The following is an 18,714-nucleotide window of genomic DNA, read 5'->3' as shown; positions in this document are numbered from 1 at the left end:
CCAGAGGCCACCACGTAATCCAGCAACATCTTCAGCACATCCCGATGATAAAAATGCATATCGTGCTCCTTTCGATCTGTTTGCTTATTGTAGCAAATACAGGAAGCGCGAACACCCCAAAGAAATGGTTATTCCCTTTTTTTGTTTTTTTGTTTTCGGAAAAGATACAGATGAACGAAACCACTCAGAAAAAGAAACGTTGCCAGTGCGTATACCCAGAGCGGCGTTTCCTTTACAGCTGTTACCGCTTCTTTTTGAACCGTTTCCAAAACTTCCTCCAACCCCACAGGATTGCCTTCATAGGAAATATCAGTTGCTTGGCTGAACATGATATCGTCTTTTGTTAAAGTTTCTAATGCTACTTGGTATGTATCGTTTGGCGGATGCGATTCTTCCCAGGGAAACTGAACCCAGACAGCTGTGTGGGGAGCCATCATGAATTTTTCGAGATGATGGGTTTTTCCTTCAAAACCAATCGACAACGTTTTATATTTTTGGATAACGGAATGTTCATTTGCAAGAAGAAATCGGACATAAGGGGCTGTCCGCGTTTCAAAGTCAAACGCAACCGCCTGAACAGAAGGGGGAGAAAAGGATGAGGCTGTTTCTTCGCCGATTCGAAACACAACAGCAATGTTTTCCCTGTAACGATTGTTGAAAACAACCGCCATTTCTCCGTCCTGTTCATCAATTTGTGACTCCGCATCACTGTTTGTGTTTATAATAATCCCGTCCATGTATGTTCCATCCTCCACATCTGAAGGAATATGAAAGGATACAGAGGCTTTTTTCCTTTCAAACGGTTTTAAGGTTATTTTCTCGGGTAACGTAAACCACTCAAATGCAGAGGTTCTGTTGCCAAGAAGCGAACTGTCCTCATAACCTGGTTCATCAGATATAAACATTTTACCAGAAGGAAGGGTGAACGCTTTTCCTTTCAGCAATTGCAAGGTGATCTCTTCCTTGTTGGGGTTTCTCAGAATGAGTTCTGCCTTGAACTGTTCTCCTTTTTTTGTTTTGAAATCAAAGTAGGAGTAAACATGGGCATCCTGCTGCTCTGGAAATGTCAATTCCACCTGAGCGGGCTGGGTATCAGAGGCAAAAGCCAAAGCAGGAAAGAACCAAACCAGTAATGCGAGCAATACATGAACAGTTTTCATCACTACCGCCTCCTTTCTTCAACTATACGGCCTGACATGGGAAAACCCTCATAAATGAGGGTTTTATTTTTTACCAAAATGGAACGTTGTTTAACGTCCATGTTAAAGTCGACTGATAAGGTGTGGGTACGCCAGGGTAGTTAACGCTGTCAACAATCTTAAAGCTCGGATTCACGCTCAGCTGAAGGGCATTTACAGGGTAACTGATGTCCCATGACCCAAGACCATGATCCACTTCGGCTTCAGCAACAAAGATGGGTCCCTGATCAACCGCATAAGGTCCGCCTGTTTGAAGCCAAGGTGTGTCCGCAGTTGACGCAGGCCCTACTGGGGAAACAGCCTGAGGATCAGCAATGGTCAGATTGCCTGTCGGGATGGTATACCCAGCACCGCCCACTTCAGTTAACTGACTTGCTTCTACAAATAATGACCATCCATCACCTGTTCCGCGTGCATCGTTAACACGTATTGTCGGAATGTTTCCGAAACCATCTGACCATGCACCTGGAGTTAAAGTGATGTCTGAGATGGTCGTATCTGAAGGGATAACGACACTAAATTCTCCTTCAGAAACCGAACCAGAAGCAGAACTCGTGTCGGTTGCCGCCTGAACCGTTTGAATGCTGCACATAAGCAATAAAGATGATAAAAAGGCCACAGTTTTTTTCATTTTCTTCATGGAAATCGCCTCCTTTAAGAAAGTTATAACCAAAAAATAGAGTTTGGCCAAAAAAAAGACAAAAAATTTCTGTTAAAGGGCCAGAGAGACAGCATTGTAAAAGCCCGTCCGCATTGGACAGGCTCATGATTTTAAAAAATGTCAGCTTCATCCCAGGCAGAAGGATCATCGAACATGTCCCAATGCGTTGAGTCAGAGCGGAGGCGCCCGAGATAGTCATGAACCGTTTCTTTTGTTGCTTCACCTAATACTTCACAACAAGAATAACTGCCGTCGACTACGATGATCCTTGTTCCCGCGTCATCCTCGTACACGCAGGTTCCAGCCAGGATCAAACTCTCTTCGGCTTCAGGGAAAATGTCCACTAGTTTTTCTTTCCGCATGAAGGAAAGCACCTCTAATGTTTCTTTCTCCAACAGGTGTCCTTTTTCTCCCAGTCTGCTGATCAAGGCTTCTTCGGACAACGCCTTTTTGGTTAGGGGTACAGATGAACCAGTAACTTTTCCCGCATAAGATTCACTTACGACAATGTCCATTGCTACTTCTTTTTCCTCACCCCTTCTCAAGTAACCACCCCCGTAATATTCTACATGAGGCAGAAGCTCACTCACGAAAGCATCGTCTTCAGGAGTGTAGTCCTCCAAATCGATCACACGGAGGGCTTCTTCTTTTTCGTACCCTTTTGTATACAACGCAGATGCCGATTCCGAAACAACAACAAGATACCGCCCCTCATTGTTGCAACACACCTGAATAAAAGTCTTTCTCATTTCATAATCAAAGAGTTTTTCAATTGGATGGTCCATGTGATCCTCTCCCTTTATGGTGGTGTAGTTCGCTTTTATTATAAAACGAGAAAGGAAAGGGTGATGAAAAGAGGGAATTTGTTTCATAAAACGGGATCAACAGTCTCAAAAAAGGGAGGGAATCGTCTTTCTCACAGAAAAAATGGTGCTATGATAAGGAAAACAGATATCAGAAAGGAAGATGAACATGATGATCACCTGGTATTACAACCGTTACGGACAAGTCCTGCTGTGGAAAGGGATGATGGATGTTCAGTCCAAACGAAAGGTTGCCGACAGGATTTTGGACACGGCTCGTGAAAAAGAGTTCTTCTTCAAAGATATTGGGAAGGATCAGGATGTATTGGTGCTGGGCGAGTCTGGAGTTTGCAAGAATCCTGGCTATTTCCAAAAAACCGACGTGAGTGCGTAACGAAACAAAAACCCCTTCTCTTCTTTGAGAAAGGGTTTTTCACAGATAAAAGGTCCATTTGAACCAGAACCATGTGACGACCATTTTGGACCACATGGAAAAGAAAAGCAGAATCGTCATAAGAATCAGGATCCCTTTCAAAACATCTTCCACAGGTTTCGCTCCTTCACGAGTAGCGTATGCCATGAGAGGGGGAGAGGTGACAAAAAAAAGCAGATGAAGGTGTCATCTGCTTTTTGATGTTTATGATCTTTGTTTTTGTATGGCTTTTTGCAATCCGCGGGATAGCTTCTCGTTTTCTTTCACATTTTTCGAGGATAAGCCAAGTGCCTGAAGGGTCGGTTGTGAACCTCTCGGCATTTGAAATACCGAGCATCCCCTGTTTTTTCAATCGAACCGTCCGTATAGAAGCAACGCATTCAACCGAGAAACAAAGGGTAGCACCTTCGGATTGACCCTTACGGGTATCTCGAAGATTGTCTCCTGATCTATCAGGATAAGAGGTTCATATGGTTACCAGCAATTAAGCCGATAACTTCTGTAAATAAATCTTATGCCGTTTTCGATACAACGCCTTGATTCGATCATGGCGTTTTTTCTTTTGATAGGCATAGTCCTGTGTAATCTTTTCTAGTTCCACGTCTAGAGCCCGAAGGGCGATATTGACGCTGGCATTGTAATCCGCATCAGACGTATGAAAGCACACGGTACATTCAAACATCTTTCCGTTTCGATTACGATCGTCAATATGATGACAAACAGGACACGCTTTAGACGTATAAGCAGGGTCGACTTCTTTAAAAGCGATTCCCTTCCAATCGAGTTTTTCTTGCAGTTTCCCGATTAGTTTTCCTCTGATCCAGGAGGAGTCTCGTCTGTTGCTTGTTTTCCCTCGATCGAATTCTGTCAGGTCAAGCGATTCCATCGCCACCAAAACCTTTCGGTTTTGAACGGTTTTCATCACTCCGTTTACAGCCTTGTTTAGCCTGCGATTCACCTCATGGGCATAGACGCGTCGGCATTTGGACACCTTTTTCTGCCCGTTTAGCATGGAAGCCATGTGATGGATTTTCTCACGTAAGACAGTTTCACGTTCTTCTGTAACCCCATCCCTGTGCAGCTCTTTTTGGTAGGATCGCATTTTATTTCGAAGGTTAGAACGCATGTGAAGCTTCGGCTGCACCTTTTCATTATAAAAATGGTCCATCCCTTTGAAACTACCGTATTGTTCTCCTTCTGAGGAATACAATAAATCGGTTATTCCTGCATCCAGACCGATCACGGTTTTTGGTTTATAGGTTCTCGTTTTCTTTTTAAACGGTACGGTTACCTTTAGTTTTCCATTCCGAAGGGAAAACGAGGGAGAGCCCGTTTTATACTGGTCCAATCGTCTTACCCCTCTACGGCTGCCCGTTACGGGCATTTCGATCCATTTTGAACTCCCCAGCAACTTCACTTGGAGGACATAATCGCTACAAGTTTGTTCTGATTTTTCAAGAGAGCATACTCGTGTGTCCATCTGTACGGTTGCCTTTTTAATAAAAGGAATCTTCCAGTTTTCGAGTTTTTCCCGATACAGCATACGAACGTCTTCTCGGTGCTGGCGTCGTTCCTCCTCCGAGAAACTTAGTAAGGTTTTAAGCAGATCTTTATAGAATTGAAGGGTTTCCTCTTTAGGCTTTTTCTTATCCTGTTCGTATCCCATAAGGGTTCGAAGGGTTTCGATTCCATCCTCATCCCGTATGCACGCATGGAACAGTCCGATGGACTGAAGGTAGGGTTTAAGGTGTTCTTCTTTGTGAACGACGTACCCGTACAGTTTGTTTTTGATGCGAATAAGATGGTTATGAAGTTCTTTAACGGCGTAATCTATGGCGTTTTGCCCATATCCCGAACCGAGGGGGTGGGTATGTCGTTTCGCTTTTTCAAGCGCTCTGACTCGAGGAGACTTAGGGTTGTTATTCAGGAGATCAAGCGTGCAGGTTTCATCCTGAACCATCTCGTTTATAAAGAAATTCACAAGCGCGGTAAAAGCTTTTTGGGTCTCCCCGAAATACCCCTGTTTAACCTTCGTGGGATTTCCGTATAAAAAGACCGACTTCGTCTTGGTGGCCATGCTTACCCTCCTTTCTTTTGTTTATCAATATACTGTTTAATGGTTTCTTCAGAGATGGAACCAACGGTTTCCAGGTAAAAACTACGGTTCCACAGTTGTCCTTTCCATAGCTTTTCTTTTAGTTCGGGGTACTCCATAAACAATTTTCTTCCCGATATCCCCTTCAGCATTTTAACCATATAGGAAGGGGCAACCTTAGGATGGGCGCTCACAAAAAGGTGAACATGGTCCTGTTCACCGACTTCTACCTTTTGGACGATAAAATCTTTTTCGTTCGCCACAGCCTGGAAAATCTCTTTCAGGCGTGTTTCTATGCGATTGTCCAGTACCTTTCTCCTGTATTTAACCGACCAAACCAGATGATAATTGACGTTATAAACACATGTTCTTGCGTGGGTTAATGTTTTCATACACATAGTCTATGCAGAAGAGTTACTACTTATACCGATATAAACAAAAAAATCACAACACATGGTCGCTTTCATCTCGGCTATAAAAAACCGAGGATTCCCGCTTGTCTACCTAAACGGTGATAGTCTTCCGTCTGAAGTTGTTTATCCCTTCGCTTGCCTGAACAGGGCAAAAAGATGACGCGGTCTAACTTCGCCCGATGCGCAACAGAGCTGGCTGTGAATAAATGAGCGTTTGTAATCGGATCAAAGCTGCTGCCGTAGATGCCGATTTTCACCATCACTCTCCCTCCTTTTGATACGAAACAGGCTGAAGCCTCGGATTCGGTCGGTACACACGCCCCTCTTTTGCTTCATCTTTCCCGTTCAACAACACATTGTCCCCCGTAAATCCGATATCGACTTTTAAAAGACTGCTTCCGACACCATACACATCAACTGGCGCGTCTTCTTCCTCAAACATTTTGATCTTATCTTTCGTGAATCCGCCTGATACAACAATCTGAACCTCCTGAAACCCTTCCGCATCAAGGGCCTCACGCAATGCTTTAATCAGCGTTACATTCACACCTCTTGGGTCAAATCGACCTAATACATCCTGATGTTTGAAGAAATACTGATCGACCATCGTCTTGGACGTATCAACGCGCACCCCTTTCAAGTCGCCTCCTAGAGCCCTTGCTACCTTAAGAGAGTCGCCAATGACATCGTTGTTGTAGTCGACAAGTGCAATAAGATCATCATCTGGAAACGTTTCTCTATACGCAAGCGATGCTTCAACAAGGTCGCCTCCGAACAGCTGAATAAGCGCATGCGGCATCGTACCTAGCCCTTCTTCTCCCCACCATTCATTCATCGCATGCGTGGCTTGTGCTTTCATGCCCCCGATATAAGCGGCATACCCGTCGCCAGCCTGATTGGAGAAGTGATCATCCCGATCGCCCATGAAAATGACGCGCTTTTCTCCTGCTGCCTTTACTACGTCATGCACATGGGTCGCCACACTCGTACGTCTCCCTAATATCCCGTCGATAATCCCTTCAAGGGATCCGAATGTGTGATGAGGCCCTGTGATCGTTAAGACGGTTTCAAATGGCTCGATCGGATCCCCGTCTTCTAACGCGGTAATCTCTAAGTTTTCAGGATTTTTAGCAAACGTATGGAGGATAGCGATCGCTTCATCAATTCCGCAAAGGATGGCATGTTTCTTTTGGAAGAATTGCATGGTTACAATCTGATCTTTTTTGTACTTTTCTGCGATTTCTCGCGTTTTTAAGAAATAAACAGCGGAGTACCATCCGTCTCCGACCCGTGTATCAAACTTAAAGGTTTCATTACTGAGCCGCTTAATTTCGCCGTTTAGTTTTCGGTCGATTTCTTTTCTCATTGAGACCCCTCCTTTTTTCCTCGGACAACCTCTGACCCGAGACACGTTTTAAAATGGTTTAAGGCAACATGATGCGTATTTTCATCAAAACTCGCTACGGCATCCTCGTGTATCGCAATACGGAACCCTTTGTTGTAGGCATCAACAGCCGTATGCATGATACAGATATCTGTGCACACTCCAACAAGATGAAGCTCTTCAATCCCGCGCTCCCGTAACAGGAGTTCTAATGGTGTCCCAGCGAAGGCGCTGTATCGGGTTTTGTCGAGGTATACGTGGACACCTTCCTGAAACGTTCGGCCAACTTCTCCGTATAACTCCCTGCCCCATGTGTTATATATATTGTGTGGCGGGAAAAGGCTTGTTTCTGGGTGATAGGAGTCATTCTTCTTGTGTCCGTCCACCGCCTGAACCACAAGATCCCCGTTTTTCGTGAATGTCGTAACGAGCTTGGTGATAGCCGTTTCAATATCCCGACCCGCCACCCCGCAAGATAAAGCTCCATCCTCGTGGATAAAATCATTACTATAATCAATCACAATTAACGCTTTTTTCATAACAACCCCTCCTTTTAATAGTTGGCAGAATAAATCGAAACAAATGGTTCATAATCGGTGAACCGATACAGTCTGGCTGGCACTTTCGAGTGACGGTTACTTTTTTTTGGTTCCCCATCTTCTAAAATAGGTTCGATAAAAGGCAAGTTCGGCATCTTACGGAAGAAATTCGAATCCAGATGAACAAACGCATTATCTGTGACAGCTTTCAGCACGCCTTGTAATTCCGATAGTACAAATTCCTCTGGCAAAAAGACTTTCGCTCTTGTTGTCAGCATCAAATCTTTCTTAATGTACCAGAGGGCATCCTTGATAATGGTATGGTGATCAAAGGCAAGATCCAGTTTTAACGCTTCCTTAACAGTGAATAAACGCACATCGTCAGCATCATCGGACGCCTTGCGTTCTTTTAAAGAGGTTTCTGGAACAATCGCGTAATGGGCGTTCGAAAGGACCCAGCCCCTTTTGTCCCTTCCTGGCTCATCATACGTATCAAAGTGTTTAAGGGACCCTTCCTGAATCCCTGTTTCTTCTGACAACTCACGAACAGCCGCCTGAAGGGCATTCTCGTCAGGCCTGACAAATCCGCCTGGCAGTGCCCATTTCCCGCCTTCCACGTTGGCATTTCCTTCCGCATCCACCTCGGCCCGACGGATAAGCATCAACATCAGCGTATGCTCGGGTGGTTTGTAACGCTCCTTTTTATCAGAAAGGATGGTGAATAGAGCGATATCGCTTGTATACCCGTCTGGTGTCACGTAATCCCCGCTGTTGTAATGGGCGAGTGTTTCCTGTTCTGTTTGGTGGCATTTCATATTGACCCCTCCTTTTAATTATTAATTGTCATATTGTTAATTATAGTATATCCTAGTTTTCCGAAAAAAAGAACAGAAACCCCTCTTTTTTTAAAACTTTTAAAACAGATCGCAAAAAAGAAGGCAAATAATGGCTTTTTCACCAAAAACGTCAGTACAATAGAGAAAAACGTCTTTTAAAAATGGAAAATGAGGTGAACCGTATGCTTTACTTCAAGAAAATCGATCAAGGCCATAAGGAATGGGTTGTCTGTCTCCATGCGGTTTGCACGGGCCACTTTATCTTTCAGGATCAGGTGGACGCCTTGCTGCAAGATTTCAATGTGCTTCTGATTGACCTCCCTGGACATTTTCAATCCTCTCATATTCCCGCAGACCCAACTCGCCCATATGAACATGCGGCGGATGAAGTCATTGGTGTTTTGGATCATTTGGAGATTCGTCAGGCTCACTTTGTAGGGATATCGCTTGGGACCGTCGTCATTCATCAACTTATGAAAAACCATGCCCATCGTTTCCGTCGGGTTGTATTAGGTGGCGCAGTCACTCGATTTACAAAACGGGCGAAACGGGTGAAGCGGATGGCCTTCTCATTTCTGCCTGTTGCCCCCTATCGGTTTATGTTTCGGCGATTGATGGTTTATATGATGCCAAACGAGAACCATGCTCCCAGTAATCACATCATTGAGAAATACGGGAGTTCTATGGGACGCGTTAATTTTCTGAGCTGGATGAAGGCGATCAATCGAATGGAACACGTTTTCATCGCGTATCCACTAGGTGAACCAACGGTACCGAGGCTTTTTCTGTCTGGAGATGAAGACCATACCATTGTGCCCGCCTTAAAAGAAGACCTGGAACGAGAAAACATAAAGCTTGAATACATCAGAGGATGCGGACATATGTGCAACATGGAAAGGCCAAAGGAATTCAACCAAAAGATGATGGAGTTTTTAAGAAATGAAGCCTCTTGACGAGGCTTTTTTAACGTCAAATAATTGCTTCATTGCGTCGTTGTGTGTAGTCTTCCTGAAAAAAAGGAGGGCTCATTATGGAAGATGCTCTGGTCCAGAAGCAAAAAACAGCCTTCTGGGTGTGCGTGATCATAGCGGTTTGTGACCTTGTGGTTTGTCTGGTACTGAGGACATTTTTGTGGTTTACCCTTGGTCTGATCCTTCCCATCCTCCTGGCTGCCCTCATCAGTTTCATCTCTTATCGAACCAAAACGTTTCTTCGCGTTACCCCGTACATGAGTTCTTCCCTTTTATTTCTCGCGGCTTACTTCTCCATCAACTGGGCACAGGGGCATCCTGAACGATTCCAGTATTTGATGGAAGGCCAGGACTACAATTTTCAAGTGATCAGCTTTTTATCGACCTTCTGCCTGTTCATTGTCCTCAGTTACACGAGCATCTATGAGGATTGGAAAGTCATCGGATTTGGGATTCTCGTTGGAATCATGGAAATGGTGCTTTTTTTCCTCCTCTATCCCGAACAGGGTTTCTTTGGTTATGACATTCGCATTGTGGTCATTTGGTCGTGGATTTACAGCCTCGTTGGCGCAGCTCTTTGGTTCAAAGTATGGCAGGTTCAGGAGTCTAAAACGAAACTCGAGAGAGGGAAACAAGAAGCAACATCCAATCACCTAAAAGCGGAAACAGCCCTTCAAGCGGTTCACTCAAACGGAGAAGCTCTGAACCGATTCAGCTCCAACCTCCATCAGCATGTAGCTGAAACGGATGAGGAAAACAGAGATCTCCTGCTCTTTTATGACGAAATGGCAGGTCGTTTCCGAACCCAGCAACATCATATTCAATCCCTGGAAGGCGCTGTGGAGTCGATGACGGAACAAATCGATCAGCTGAGAGGGTCCTCTTCCACCATGAAAGAGGTAAGTGAAGCATCCTCTGAGTCTGTCAGGGAAGGCAGAAGATTCTCAGCAGAGTTAAGTGAACAAATGGAAACTCTCACTTCTCACTTCTCAGACAGTCTTGATTTTTCAGAATTACTCCTCAGTGATACGGATTCCATCAAAGAAGCGACAAGCATGATTGAGACCTTATCGCGTCAGACAAACCTCCTTGCGTTAAACGCATCGATTGAGGCCGCGAAAGCGGGTGAACACGGGCGGGGATTTTCTGTTATCGCAGAAGAAATCAGACGCTTATCGGAACTGAGTAATCTCTCTACCCGTCAGATTGAAGAGGTTCTGTCACTGATTAACAAACGAACGCTTGAAACATCCGAAAGCATAAAAGCCTACCGCGAAACCATAGCCGACAGTGAAACGCATCGTCACGAGGTGCAGGGCGCGTTTCAAAGAGTCGAGGAGACAAGCCGAAAGTCTGTGAGGGAGGTTGAACACGTCTACACCCTCATCCTCTCTCTTGCTTCTTCTGTTCAAAACATGACAGAAGACATCGGGGCCTTAACATTATCTTCCGAGAACAACGGAGAAGATATCGAAGTCATGAACGAGAAACTCCAGCGGGTCCGCTTTAAAATTCAACACATAACCTCAGATTTCGAAACGCTGACAAGACAGGTCGAGTCTCTTCAGGGATGATTCTTGGTCCTAAATAATAGATGTTGTAAAAAGACTGGGAGTACCGCCAGCCTGTCTGTTAAAATTACAATATAATTCCATTATTGTGAGTAAGGGGGGATGCAGTTGAAACCCATTTCCATTGATCACGGGGCCTATCAGATCATGAAAGAAAAGGATGTGGTAACGGTATGGCGAAACGGAGTTATTTGTTCCTATGAAACGGACAAACTTGTTTTGTGTCTCGTTGAAGAAATCGAGCGTTGCCAAAAAGAAACGTGCGATAAATAATGAAAAAAGCCTATCCCTGATAGGCTTTTTGGTTGTTTACTTTCTTATTGCGCTACATACTCATCTTCCTGATACACAAAATTCGGCTCATTCATAAACCGCTGGTAAATCTTCTGCCCTGATTCAAAACTGAGTGTCGACCAGCTGTTCAGTTCTAATCGTTTCGTAGTCAGGCTAACCGAAAAGTCTCGTGTATGCCATGAACCCTCTGCGTTGTTGTAGGTGAAGATTTGGATCTCTCCAGACGGCATACGTTTGATCGCGCCTGGCATGGCGTATAGATCACCCCCGTCTTCTCCCCTGATTTCAACGACTTCTCCGTTCTGGACCACGTATAGCCCGATACTTGCAAAATTGGAACTCTCAACTTGTGAGGTCACAAGTAAATCAGGATTTCCTCGGATCACGTAAACGTTTTTTTGGCTCTCGTTTAACATGAGGTTCCCAAGTGATATAGATGGAGTGATCGGCCCTTCCCCGTACCGCCCAACCGCTGTTTGGTATTCCCCTTCATGAAGGGTGTCCCCTGCCTGAGCTCCCGCCCACGAAGTCTCAGCGGTTCGGGTATTTTCGTTCGTCGAGTAGATATGAAGCGTATACGTTCCGTCTGTCCCCTGGATATCCGTTTGATAACGCACGGTTTTGTCAGACAGGGAGAACCCGTTTCCTGCTGTTTCTTCTTCTTTTTGAACCGCTTCGTTCTCCGATGCGGTTTCATTTTCCGTTTGGGATTGAGAGGATTCTGTGGTTGAGGCTACGTCTTCTTCCTCCACGCTGTTTCGTGAGGGGATAAACATCGGAGCGGGTGAATCCTTTAAGCGATGCTCTGCCACCATTCTAAGGTCATGAGCCCCTCCTTTATCCTTGTAGGCGGGCAAATCGTACAGCTCTTTGTAAGCTTTTTCGTGAACTCTTTTCATTTCTTTCTTCGATATATCGTTCGTATAGTATTGTTGAGTGGCCCATGTGATTTCATTAATGTGATAATATCGATCGAGTTTTTCATCTGTCGTCGTTTCGTTTGTTGGAATGCACCCATCGCACCCCACTCTTATAACGCCATCGTTCCATTCTGCAAGATCAACTTCTTCTGTGATTTGACCTTTATTAACTCCGTCCCATTGTATCTTTGCTTGAAATTTGTAGGAATCTCCTGCGTCTCGAAAACCGAGAGAACTTTCTATTTTCCTCAAGTCCGATACATCTACCGTGATATCTTCTGGAGATTCAATTAACGTTGTTGCTGCCATGGCGATCGTCAAATCCTCAGCCGCTGTTCGAAGGTGTATTTCATGTTTGATAAACAGGATGACGAACAAGATAGGAATTGCGATCAGGAGGGGGGATAACCACCATCCTTTTTTTCTGTTCCGAAACCTTTGAAAAAATGATTTTCGACGCTTATGTCTCGTGTTCATCCTCGTCTCCATAAAAAGAGCACACGTCCTTTCGTTATCCTCATTGTCTGGTTCCATCGTACCATGGATATAGCCCTTTATGTTGTATAAATTTACCTATCCGCACCTGTGACTCGTTCATAAACGACCCATTCCTGCATATAGTAGACGAACAACCGTATAGGAAGGAAGATGATAATGGGCATCTGCAACAGAGGAACCCTGCACGTAATCGGACCACCCCAGAACATTCTGCATTTTTTGAGAGAGGGATTCAGTAATATTTCAGCTGAAGACTATGTGTATCATAAGGAACAAGACGCATATGAATTAGTAAAACAAGGAGATTTAGCAGGCATGAGCCTCATGTGGACAGAAAACGGGTCTCCTGGTGAGGTTAACCTCGAAAACTACCAGCCACGGCACAACATACCAGCTCTCGTTTACAAAAGAGGAAGCCACCTTTTGCGGGTAGAGTTAGAAGGAAGAGGACATCTTGACCACAATGATTTCTCTCCCCTTGTAGACATGAGCGAAACATTTGGACTCAGTATACACCTCGATTTTCATGATGAAGATGGACAATTTATGACGATGGAGGCCGATAACGGGAAAACTTTGTTCCGTCATGATTGGATTGGATGTTGGGATGATGATTGCAAAGGGAGCTGTTCGAAATGCAAACGAGTACCTGCAAAAATCGGTTTTCGTTCTATTTCGTAAAAAAACCAGACCATAATGGTCTGTTTTTTTTGTTTCTTTCTTATGTATGATGCGATCTCCATCATCCGCTCGGATGAGCCCCCGCTAATCGCTGGGCAATTTGAAGGAGTACTCTGGGTTATGTTTGATAGATTGACCAATAAAGCCTTGATTCATTTCTTCATAAACGACCCTCCCCTGCATATAGTAGAGATATCACAAAAGAGGAAGGAAGAACATAATGGGCATCAGCAATGGAGGTACACTGCAATTAATCGGACCACCCCAGAATATCCTGCATTTTTTGAGAGAGGGTTTTACGAACATTACACGTGAAGATTATGTGTACCACAAGGAAGAAGACACGTACGAGTTACTGAAGCAGGCAGACTTAGCCTGCATGAAGTTCATGTGGACGAAGGAAGGGTCTCACGGAGAAACGAAACTTGAGAACTACCAGCCACGCCACGATCGGCCTGCTCTTATTTATAAAAAAGGAAGCCGTGTGTTGCATGTGAACGTAGAGGGAAGAGGGCATCTTCAAGATCATGATTTTTCTCAGCTTGTGCGCATGACCGAAACCTTCGGTCTCAGCATGAGAGCGGATTTTTATGACGAGGAAATGAGTTATGTGACAATGGAAGCAGACAGCGGGAAAGCCTTGCTCCTCCACGAATCAAGAGGATGCTGGGACAGTGATTGCAAAGGAAACTGCCCGAAATGCAAACGGGAATCAGCAGATGCCGATCTCGGATTCTTTCGTTCCATATCGTAAAACTGAAAAACAACCAGACCCTATGGACTGGTTGTTTTTTTCTTATGTACATTTCTGTCTCAATCTCCCTCATCCACTTTTAGGATTTTGAAGTGTTCCAGGCACTCTCCGCTTCGGATGAGTCGTTTCAACGTATCCGTCAAGAACTCGGTTGAAAAGGAGGGAGCATAATGCGGATCGCGAAGAGTCTTCTGCCACTCTCCTATGTATTCCTCGGCGTAACGCGGAGCATCATGCCAAAATTGGTTGATATTATGGATCATCCACTTGTTTTCATAGATGTTTCGATCTTCTTCCCCTTCCATCCCCCTCCATCCATCGGGGACTTCCCAATAGAACCGTTTCATCAGTGTGGCGTTCAACCCCATCGACTGTATATCATTTTTGAAATCAGGATCATCGATATGTTCACGAACGTAGGAATCAAACGCTTCTTCTTGTGAATCTGCTTGTACAACCTCCCAATTGTCACCATTAGTTACAACGGCATACAGTTTTACCATATTAACCCTACCCCCGCTCCTATTGTACGAATAAAGATCAGAAAATTCAAACAACAAATTAGATCTGAGGTCGGATTCGATAAAAAAGACGCCCCTGGAAAGGGCGTCTTTTGGATCATGCTGATTCCTATTAATCGAACCCGTGTAATTCCTGAATCGTTTTCGTTTCATCAATAGGGACAATCTTGAAATCCTCATAAAAATTATCCATCTTGGCCAGTCTTTTATAGGTGTCGACGAGAAATTCGGTTGTGTACAGAGGGGTATAATTTTCATCCCTTTTGCTCTTCTCCCATTCTTCGATGTACTCCTCCGCAAAACGAGGTCGGTCACTCCAGAATGCACGGATGTTTTTACGAATCCAGCTGTCTTCATAACGTTGGCGTTCCTCTTCACTAAATTGGGAGAGTCTGTCTGGCACCACTTTATAATCATCAAACATGCTTCCTTTCTCATCATGGAAGAACTTTTCCATCAAACTGGCATTCACCGCCATCGATTCCACTTCTTCGAGAAAAAAAGGATCATTGATATTCTCGCGGGCATACAAATCAAATGCTTCCTCTTCGGATTGTGCTCGAACGATCGTGATGTTATGGTCAGGCACAATCACAGCGTACAATGTTTTCATTCTTATTCCTCCTGTCTTTCCTTCGGTATCTTTTCAGTTTTCTTGTAAAAGTTGATAGGAAAGGGATTCGTCAATCGGAACCACCTTCACCTCACCGAAAAAAAGCCCCTTTTCGACGAGCCGTTTAAACGTATCAATGAGAAACGCATCGGAGTAGGAAGGCTGATACGTTTCATCTCTTAAAGATTTGTGCCATTCATTCATGTATTCATGTGCATACTGGATTTCATCTCCCCAAAAAGCGCGGGCGTTTCGTTCCACCCAGTTATTGATATAGGTTTTCCGCTCCTCTTCTCTCATCCCTGAAATCCGCTCAGAAGCCTCTCCGATATCATCCAGGAAATGGCCGTGCTCATCTTTGAAGAAATGTTCCATCAGACTCATGTTTACGGCCATGGACTCCACCTCTTCCCGAAACAGGGGATCATCGATGTTGTTACGGGCATACACATCAAGCGCATTTTTTTCATGTTTCGCTCGAACCGTGGCTATTTTTTCTGCTCCCTCGATCACAACAAATAACGGCATCTTCTCCTCACTCCTCCATCGTTCCTTTTTCCAACTCTATTATATGGTTATTTTGTATAATTTTTCAATTATTTTGTCAATTCGTGAGGTCTTTTGTCGTGATTCGATTTGAACTCGGCGAAAAAAAGTGGCCGCTTTTTTACCCCTGCCTGTGATACCCTACTATAATAAAGAGGAATAAAAAGACAGGAACATTAAAGGAGGAAACAAGATGGGAATCAAATTAGCGATTATTCACGTGGATGATGAAAAACTGGGTGGCATTGCAGAAGAGTTCCAGGCAGATGCCAGTCAGCAATTTGAAAATGAAATGGAATGGGCAAAAGATAGCGGCATCGAGTTGGGAGACTACTACTCCATTCCGAGTGAATTAGAAGACTATCATCCTGTTGAAGTCGTCTGGATCCTGAAACAGGTTCGCGACACGCTTCAGCATTTAAAAGAAGACGGAAAGATTGAGAAGGTTACCCCTGAGCTTGAAATCGAGCTCATTAAAGATCTCTATGAAAACCATGAAACTATCGACCAGGACATTGATTTCCGAGTATGCGATTACCTTGGAATTGAATCATAAGAGAACGATTATTCCTAGAACGAAGCCCCTGCTTCGTTCTTTCTTTACCACAAAAATGATTGAGGAGGCTGGATGATGATCACATGGAACTACAACCGACTGGGTCATATTGAGATTTGGGAAGGGGAAGTTAATCCGACGACTGTGGAACGAGATGCCGACCTTTATTTCCAAGTTGACGCTGAAGTGGAATCATTTTTGGAGCACATTGGCCAAGACATGAATACTCCCCCACTAAATGCTATGCATTTTGAAGGGGTTTCAGATGTATCGTCCTAACGGACGCTTAACACCCGTGGAGTTGACACAAACAACCCCTCTATTCCGTCCAGCCCGTTAAAGGCATCTGGAACTACTTTTCTTAGGATATTACAGGCTCCGTTTACATCGGCATTCAACAGAATGCCGTTTTTCGTACGGTACAACCCTCGTTTGACTCGTTTCCCGCTAAACACATGGGTTTCTCCTTCTTTATATAGAGGAAGATCATCCCCGTCTAAAAAACTTGCTTTGGACGTATAGCTTTCCTCTGCGAGTTTAACGGTAATTCCAAGGCGTTCCGCCTTGTAACGGATCATGTTAATAAGCAGGGTATGGGGGATATGACAAAACGCTTGGTTGTTTCTTTTGCCAGTTTTGACGCTTTGCTTCCATCCAAGGTTTTTCCCGATGACAATCGTGTTTACGTCTTCTTCTAAGGCGATCCTGATAATTCCATGGCTCACCTTATGAAACTGATCCTTTAGTTTTAAAAAGCGCTTACGGTGAAGTCGTTCTAAACGCGCGGATGAAAACAAACCTGTTTTTTCGTTTTGTCCATGCCGAAGAATCCCCACGTAGTGAGCACGTTTTTTATTGTAGTAGTGATTATCGCTTTTTGCACACTTGCCCTTATACAAAACAGGGGTCATCCCTGTGTTTGTAATGATGGTTGCAAGGTTGTTTACGCCTAAATCAATCCCCATATACCGCCCATTGTCCTCTAAAAGATCTGTTTCCTCTCCCTGAAATACAACCTCGATTACGTAGTGATTGTATTTCGGAATAATGCGAACTTGTTTCAGTTTCTTCCCGCTATGACCGAGTTTCCCAATATTGAGCTTGGTTTTGGTTTTTGGGAATTTTAAATACCTATCCTGTTTGATTGTACAGTCCTGATTGGTTAGGAGGAGCTCTTTTTGACTGGCTTTGGAGTAGCTTGGAATATTGGGCCTGCCTTTATATTTATGAGGAAGTTTTTTATAGTCCCGAAGGGACTTGAAGAAATTTTTCCAGTCCTCGAAGGCACTCTTCATGATCCACTGACTGGATTGGGTGGGAAGGGAACGATAATCAGCCTGAACCCTGTATTTAAACAGAGCATCTAAAAAGCCGTACGAAAGAAACGGCTTCTCTTTTGTTGGCAATTGGAACAGATTCGCTTTAATCTCTTTGCGTTCCTCTTTTGGTTTCTTATTCTCTTTTTCTAGCTTTCGTTTGTACGCAAGGAGCTGATTCTCATTCATCCCGTCAAGATTGGTTCTGATCTCGTTTAAGACTTCTTCTTGAAGGGGCTGTAACGGTTTTTCGCTTTGAAGAGCGGTAAATACCTGCCGTATATAGAAGTTGGTTGTATTGTACATGTTTTTTGCGTTTTGGCAGGAAGACTGGCAATAGCCGTACATCTTATGGCCTTTCTTAATCCAAATCTGTTGAGTTTCGTAAGTCATATTTTCCACCTCCCTATACATCTAGTATATGTTCAAATGAAGCAAAACATTAAGGCGGGGAATAAAAAAGACCCATTCACCCCCCACTAAATCAAAGATTTTGAAGGGGTACTCTGGGTTATGTTTGATAGAAGCGATTCGGATCAACGACTGGGATACGCATAAGGATCCAGGCTACTTTGACGAGGAGTGGAAATAAAAGAAGAGAGGACGATGACGATGAGGGAGCCTGAGTTCAATGGTTCCGCCTACACGGCGTGCCGAGGTAAAGAGAGCTTATACTGCCATCCGATGAACCTTTCGGGCCCAGTTATAGAAAAGAGCGTCCGAGATATCGAAGCAGCTCTTCTCTCCTCCTCCCTGATCACATTCCGCGGTACAGACACGTACGAAACGATCTATGATCTTTCTGAAGAAGAACTATTCCACAAACTGCTGGAACGAAAAAACGAATACCGAGAAATCTTGTTTCAGGACCTTCAAACCACGCGTCGAGGCTTGTTCAAAGCACTCCGTCCCTACTCCACACCGTATCCGACCCTTGATGGAAAAAATGGAGGGGGAGCCTTCAAACGTTTCATCCATCTGGTGTTAGAGGAACTATTGGAAGAAGAATTGGTCGTCACCCATCCAACGGATGATCGGTTTTACCGAAGTCTGAATAAAACGGAAATGAAGAAAAAACGCTTAACGTTAGCGTAAGGAAACAAAAAAAGC

22 protein-coding genes and 1 pseudogene are annotated in these 18,714 nt (G+C 44.3%); 9 read left to right on the top strand and 14 right to left on the bottom strand.

Translation table 11 applies throughout. The annotated features are described in order from the left end of the window. Nucleotides 1-128: 128 nt before the first annotated feature. From IMZ31_RS19055 to IMZ31_RS19045, 3 genes are all read right to left on the bottom strand, one after another. On the bottom strand, nucleotides 129-1,160 hold the full coding sequence (locus IMZ31_RS19055) for a WxL protein peptidoglycan domain-containing protein (protein WP_207531112.1): 1,032 nt from the start codon (nucleotides 1,158-1,160) through the stop codon (nucleotides 129-131). A 70-nt stretch (nucleotides 1,161-1,230) separates the two neighbouring features. Next, the gene (locus tag IMZ31_RS19050) at nucleotides 1,231-1,839 is read right to left on the bottom strand and encodes a WxL domain-containing protein (protein WP_207531111.1); all 609 of its coding nucleotides are present in this window, start codon (nucleotides 1,837-1,839) and stop codon (nucleotides 1,231-1,233) included. 131 nt (nucleotides 1,840-1,970) lie between these two features. After that, a complete protein-coding gene (locus IMZ31_RS19045) occupies nucleotides 1,971-2,645 on the bottom strand; it encodes a hypothetical protein (protein WP_207531110.1) in 675 nt (224 codons plus the stop codon). 187 nt (nucleotides 2,646-2,832) lie between these two features. Between IMZ31_RS19045 and IMZ31_RS19040 the strand changes: the two genes are divergently transcribed. Beyond that, nucleotides 2,833-3,057 (top strand): hypothetical protein, encoded by a 225-nt coding sequence (locus tag IMZ31_RS19040; protein ID WP_207531109.1) that lies wholly within the window; start codon nucleotides 2,833-2,835, stop codon nucleotides 3,055-3,057. Nucleotides 3,058-3,580: 523 nt separating this feature from the next. Here the strand turns inward: IMZ31_RS19040 and IMZ31_RS19035 are convergent. The 6 genes and pseudogenes from IMZ31_RS19035 to IMZ31_RS19010 form a co-directional block, all read right to left on the bottom strand. Beyond that, nucleotides 3,581-5,173, bottom strand: a complete 1,593-nt coding sequence (locus IMZ31_RS19035; protein WP_207531108.1) for an RNA-guided endonuclease InsQ/TnpB family protein — start codon at nucleotides 5,171-5,173, stop codon at nucleotides 3,581-3,583. A gap of 2 nt (nucleotides 5,174-5,175) precedes the next feature. Continuing rightward, complete coding sequence (tnpA, locus tag IMZ31_RS19030) at nucleotides 5,176-5,583, bottom strand: IS200/IS605 family transposase (RefSeq protein ID WP_371825518.1); 408 nt, start codon at nucleotides 5,581-5,583, stop codon at nucleotides 5,176-5,178. Nucleotides 5,584-5,696: 113 nt separating this feature from the next. After that, nucleotides 5,697-5,864 (bottom strand): annotated as a pseudogene (locus tag IMZ31_RS19025) (nicotinate (nicotinamide) nucleotide adenylyltransferase); the annotation flags it as partial. Next, on the bottom strand, nucleotides 5,864-6,970 hold the full coding sequence (locus IMZ31_RS19020; RefSeq protein ID WP_207531105.1) for a nicotinate phosphoribosyltransferase: 1,107 nt from the start codon (nucleotides 6,968-6,970) through the stop codon (nucleotides 5,864-5,866). The gene IMZ31_RS19020 and the pseudogene IMZ31_RS19025, both read right to left, overlap by 1 nt. Continuing rightward, nucleotides 6,967-7,527, bottom strand: coding sequence for a cysteine hydrolase family protein (locus IMZ31_RS19015; protein ID WP_207531104.1), 561 nt, complete (start codon nucleotides 7,525-7,527; stop codon nucleotides 6,967-6,969). The genes IMZ31_RS19020 and IMZ31_RS19015 overlap by 4 nt, the downstream gene beginning before the upstream one ends. A 14-nt stretch (nucleotides 7,528-7,541) precedes the next feature. After that, nucleotides 7,542-8,342: an NUDIX hydrolase gene (locus IMZ31_RS19010; RefSeq protein ID WP_207531103.1), complete on the bottom strand. Its 801-nt coding sequence runs from the start codon at nucleotides 8,340-8,342 to the stop codon at nucleotides 7,542-7,544. A 203-nt stretch (nucleotides 8,343-8,545) separates the two neighbouring features. Between IMZ31_RS19010 and IMZ31_RS19005 the strand changes: the two genes are divergently transcribed. From IMZ31_RS19005 to IMZ31_RS18995, 3 genes are all read left to right on the top strand, one after another. Further along, nucleotides 8,546-9,316: an alpha/beta fold hydrolase gene (locus tag IMZ31_RS19005; RefSeq protein WP_207531102.1), complete on the top strand. Its 771-nt coding sequence runs from the start codon at nucleotides 8,546-8,548 to the stop codon at nucleotides 9,314-9,316. Between the two features lie 77 nt (nucleotides 9,317-9,393). Next, on the top strand, nucleotides 9,394-10,908 hold the full coding sequence (locus tag IMZ31_RS19000) for a methyl-accepting chemotaxis protein (RefSeq protein WP_207531101.1): 1,515 nt from the start codon (nucleotides 9,394-9,396) through the stop codon (nucleotides 10,906-10,908). 105 nt (nucleotides 10,909-11,013) lie between these two features. Continuing rightward, nucleotides 11,014-11,178: a hypothetical protein gene (locus IMZ31_RS18995; protein WP_207531100.1), complete on the top strand. Its 165-nt coding sequence runs from the start codon at nucleotides 11,014-11,016 to the stop codon at nucleotides 11,176-11,178. Nucleotides 11,179-11,222: 44 nt separating this feature from the next. Here IMZ31_RS18995 and IMZ31_RS18990 read toward each other — a convergent pair whose 3' ends face one another. After that, nucleotides 11,223-12,596 (bottom strand): hypothetical protein, encoded by a 1,374-nt coding sequence (locus IMZ31_RS18990; protein WP_207531099.1) that lies wholly within the window; start codon nucleotides 12,594-12,596, stop codon nucleotides 11,223-11,225. Between the two features lie 177 nt (nucleotides 12,597-12,773). Between IMZ31_RS18990 and IMZ31_RS18985 the strand changes: the two genes are divergently transcribed. Then, entirely contained in the window at nucleotides 12,774-13,298 is a 525-nt protein-coding gene (locus tag IMZ31_RS18985; RefSeq protein WP_207531098.1) for a hypothetical protein, read from the top strand. 220 nt (nucleotides 13,299-13,518) lie between these two features. Then, a complete protein-coding gene (locus tag IMZ31_RS18980; RefSeq protein WP_207531097.1) occupies nucleotides 13,519-14,052 on the top strand; it encodes a hypothetical protein in 534 nt (177 codons plus the stop codon). Nucleotides 14,053-14,111: 59 nt separating this feature from the next. Here IMZ31_RS18980 and IMZ31_RS18975 read toward each other — a convergent pair whose 3' ends face one another. The 3 genes from IMZ31_RS18975 to IMZ31_RS18965 form a co-directional block, all read right to left on the bottom strand. Continuing rightward, on the bottom strand, nucleotides 14,112-14,555 hold the full coding sequence (locus IMZ31_RS18975; protein ID WP_207531096.1) for a hypothetical protein: 444 nt from the start codon (nucleotides 14,553-14,555) through the stop codon (nucleotides 14,112-14,114). Between the two features lie 130 nt (nucleotides 14,556-14,685). Next, complete coding sequence (locus tag IMZ31_RS18970; RefSeq protein WP_207531095.1) at nucleotides 14,686-15,186, bottom strand: hypothetical protein; 501 nt, start codon at nucleotides 15,184-15,186, stop codon at nucleotides 14,686-14,688. A 33-nt stretch (nucleotides 15,187-15,219) separates the two neighbouring features. Continuing rightward, complete coding sequence (locus tag IMZ31_RS18965; RefSeq protein WP_207531094.1) at nucleotides 15,220-15,714, bottom strand: hypothetical protein; 495 nt, start codon at nucleotides 15,712-15,714, stop codon at nucleotides 15,220-15,222. Between the two features lie 211 nt (nucleotides 15,715-15,925). On the opposite strand from IMZ31_RS18965, the gene IMZ31_RS18960 reads away from it, so the two are divergent. Beyond that, the gene (locus IMZ31_RS18960; protein ID WP_207531093.1) at nucleotides 15,926-16,288 is read left to right on the top strand and encodes a hypothetical protein; all 363 of its coding nucleotides are present in this window, start codon (nucleotides 15,926-15,928) and stop codon (nucleotides 16,286-16,288) included. 75 nt (nucleotides 16,289-16,363) lie between these two features. Further along, nucleotides 16,364-16,567, top strand: a complete 204-nt coding sequence (locus tag IMZ31_RS18955) for a hypothetical protein (protein ID WP_207531092.1) — start codon at nucleotides 16,364-16,366, stop codon at nucleotides 16,565-16,567. On the opposite strand, the gene IMZ31_RS18950 is transcribed toward IMZ31_RS18955, so the two are convergent. After that, a complete protein-coding gene (locus tag IMZ31_RS18950; protein WP_207531091.1) occupies nucleotides 16,564-17,997 on the bottom strand; it encodes an RNA-guided endonuclease InsQ/TnpB family protein in 1,434 nt (477 codons plus the stop codon). The two genes, IMZ31_RS18955 and IMZ31_RS18950, sit on opposite strands and share 4 nt — an antisense overlap. Nucleotides 17,998-18,210: 213 nt before the next feature. On the opposite strand from IMZ31_RS18950, the gene IMZ31_RS18945 reads away from it, so the two are divergent. Beyond that, nucleotides 18,211-18,699: a hypothetical protein gene (locus IMZ31_RS18945; protein WP_207531090.1), complete on the top strand. Its 489-nt coding sequence runs from the start codon at nucleotides 18,211-18,213 to the stop codon at nucleotides 18,697-18,699. Nucleotides 18,700-18,714 lie beyond the last annotated feature (15 nt).

Source organism: Pontibacillus sp. ALD_SL1 (assembly GCF_017355605.1).
Note: the sequence above shows the minus strand (reverse complement) of the source record. Positions and strands in the feature narration are given on the sequence as shown.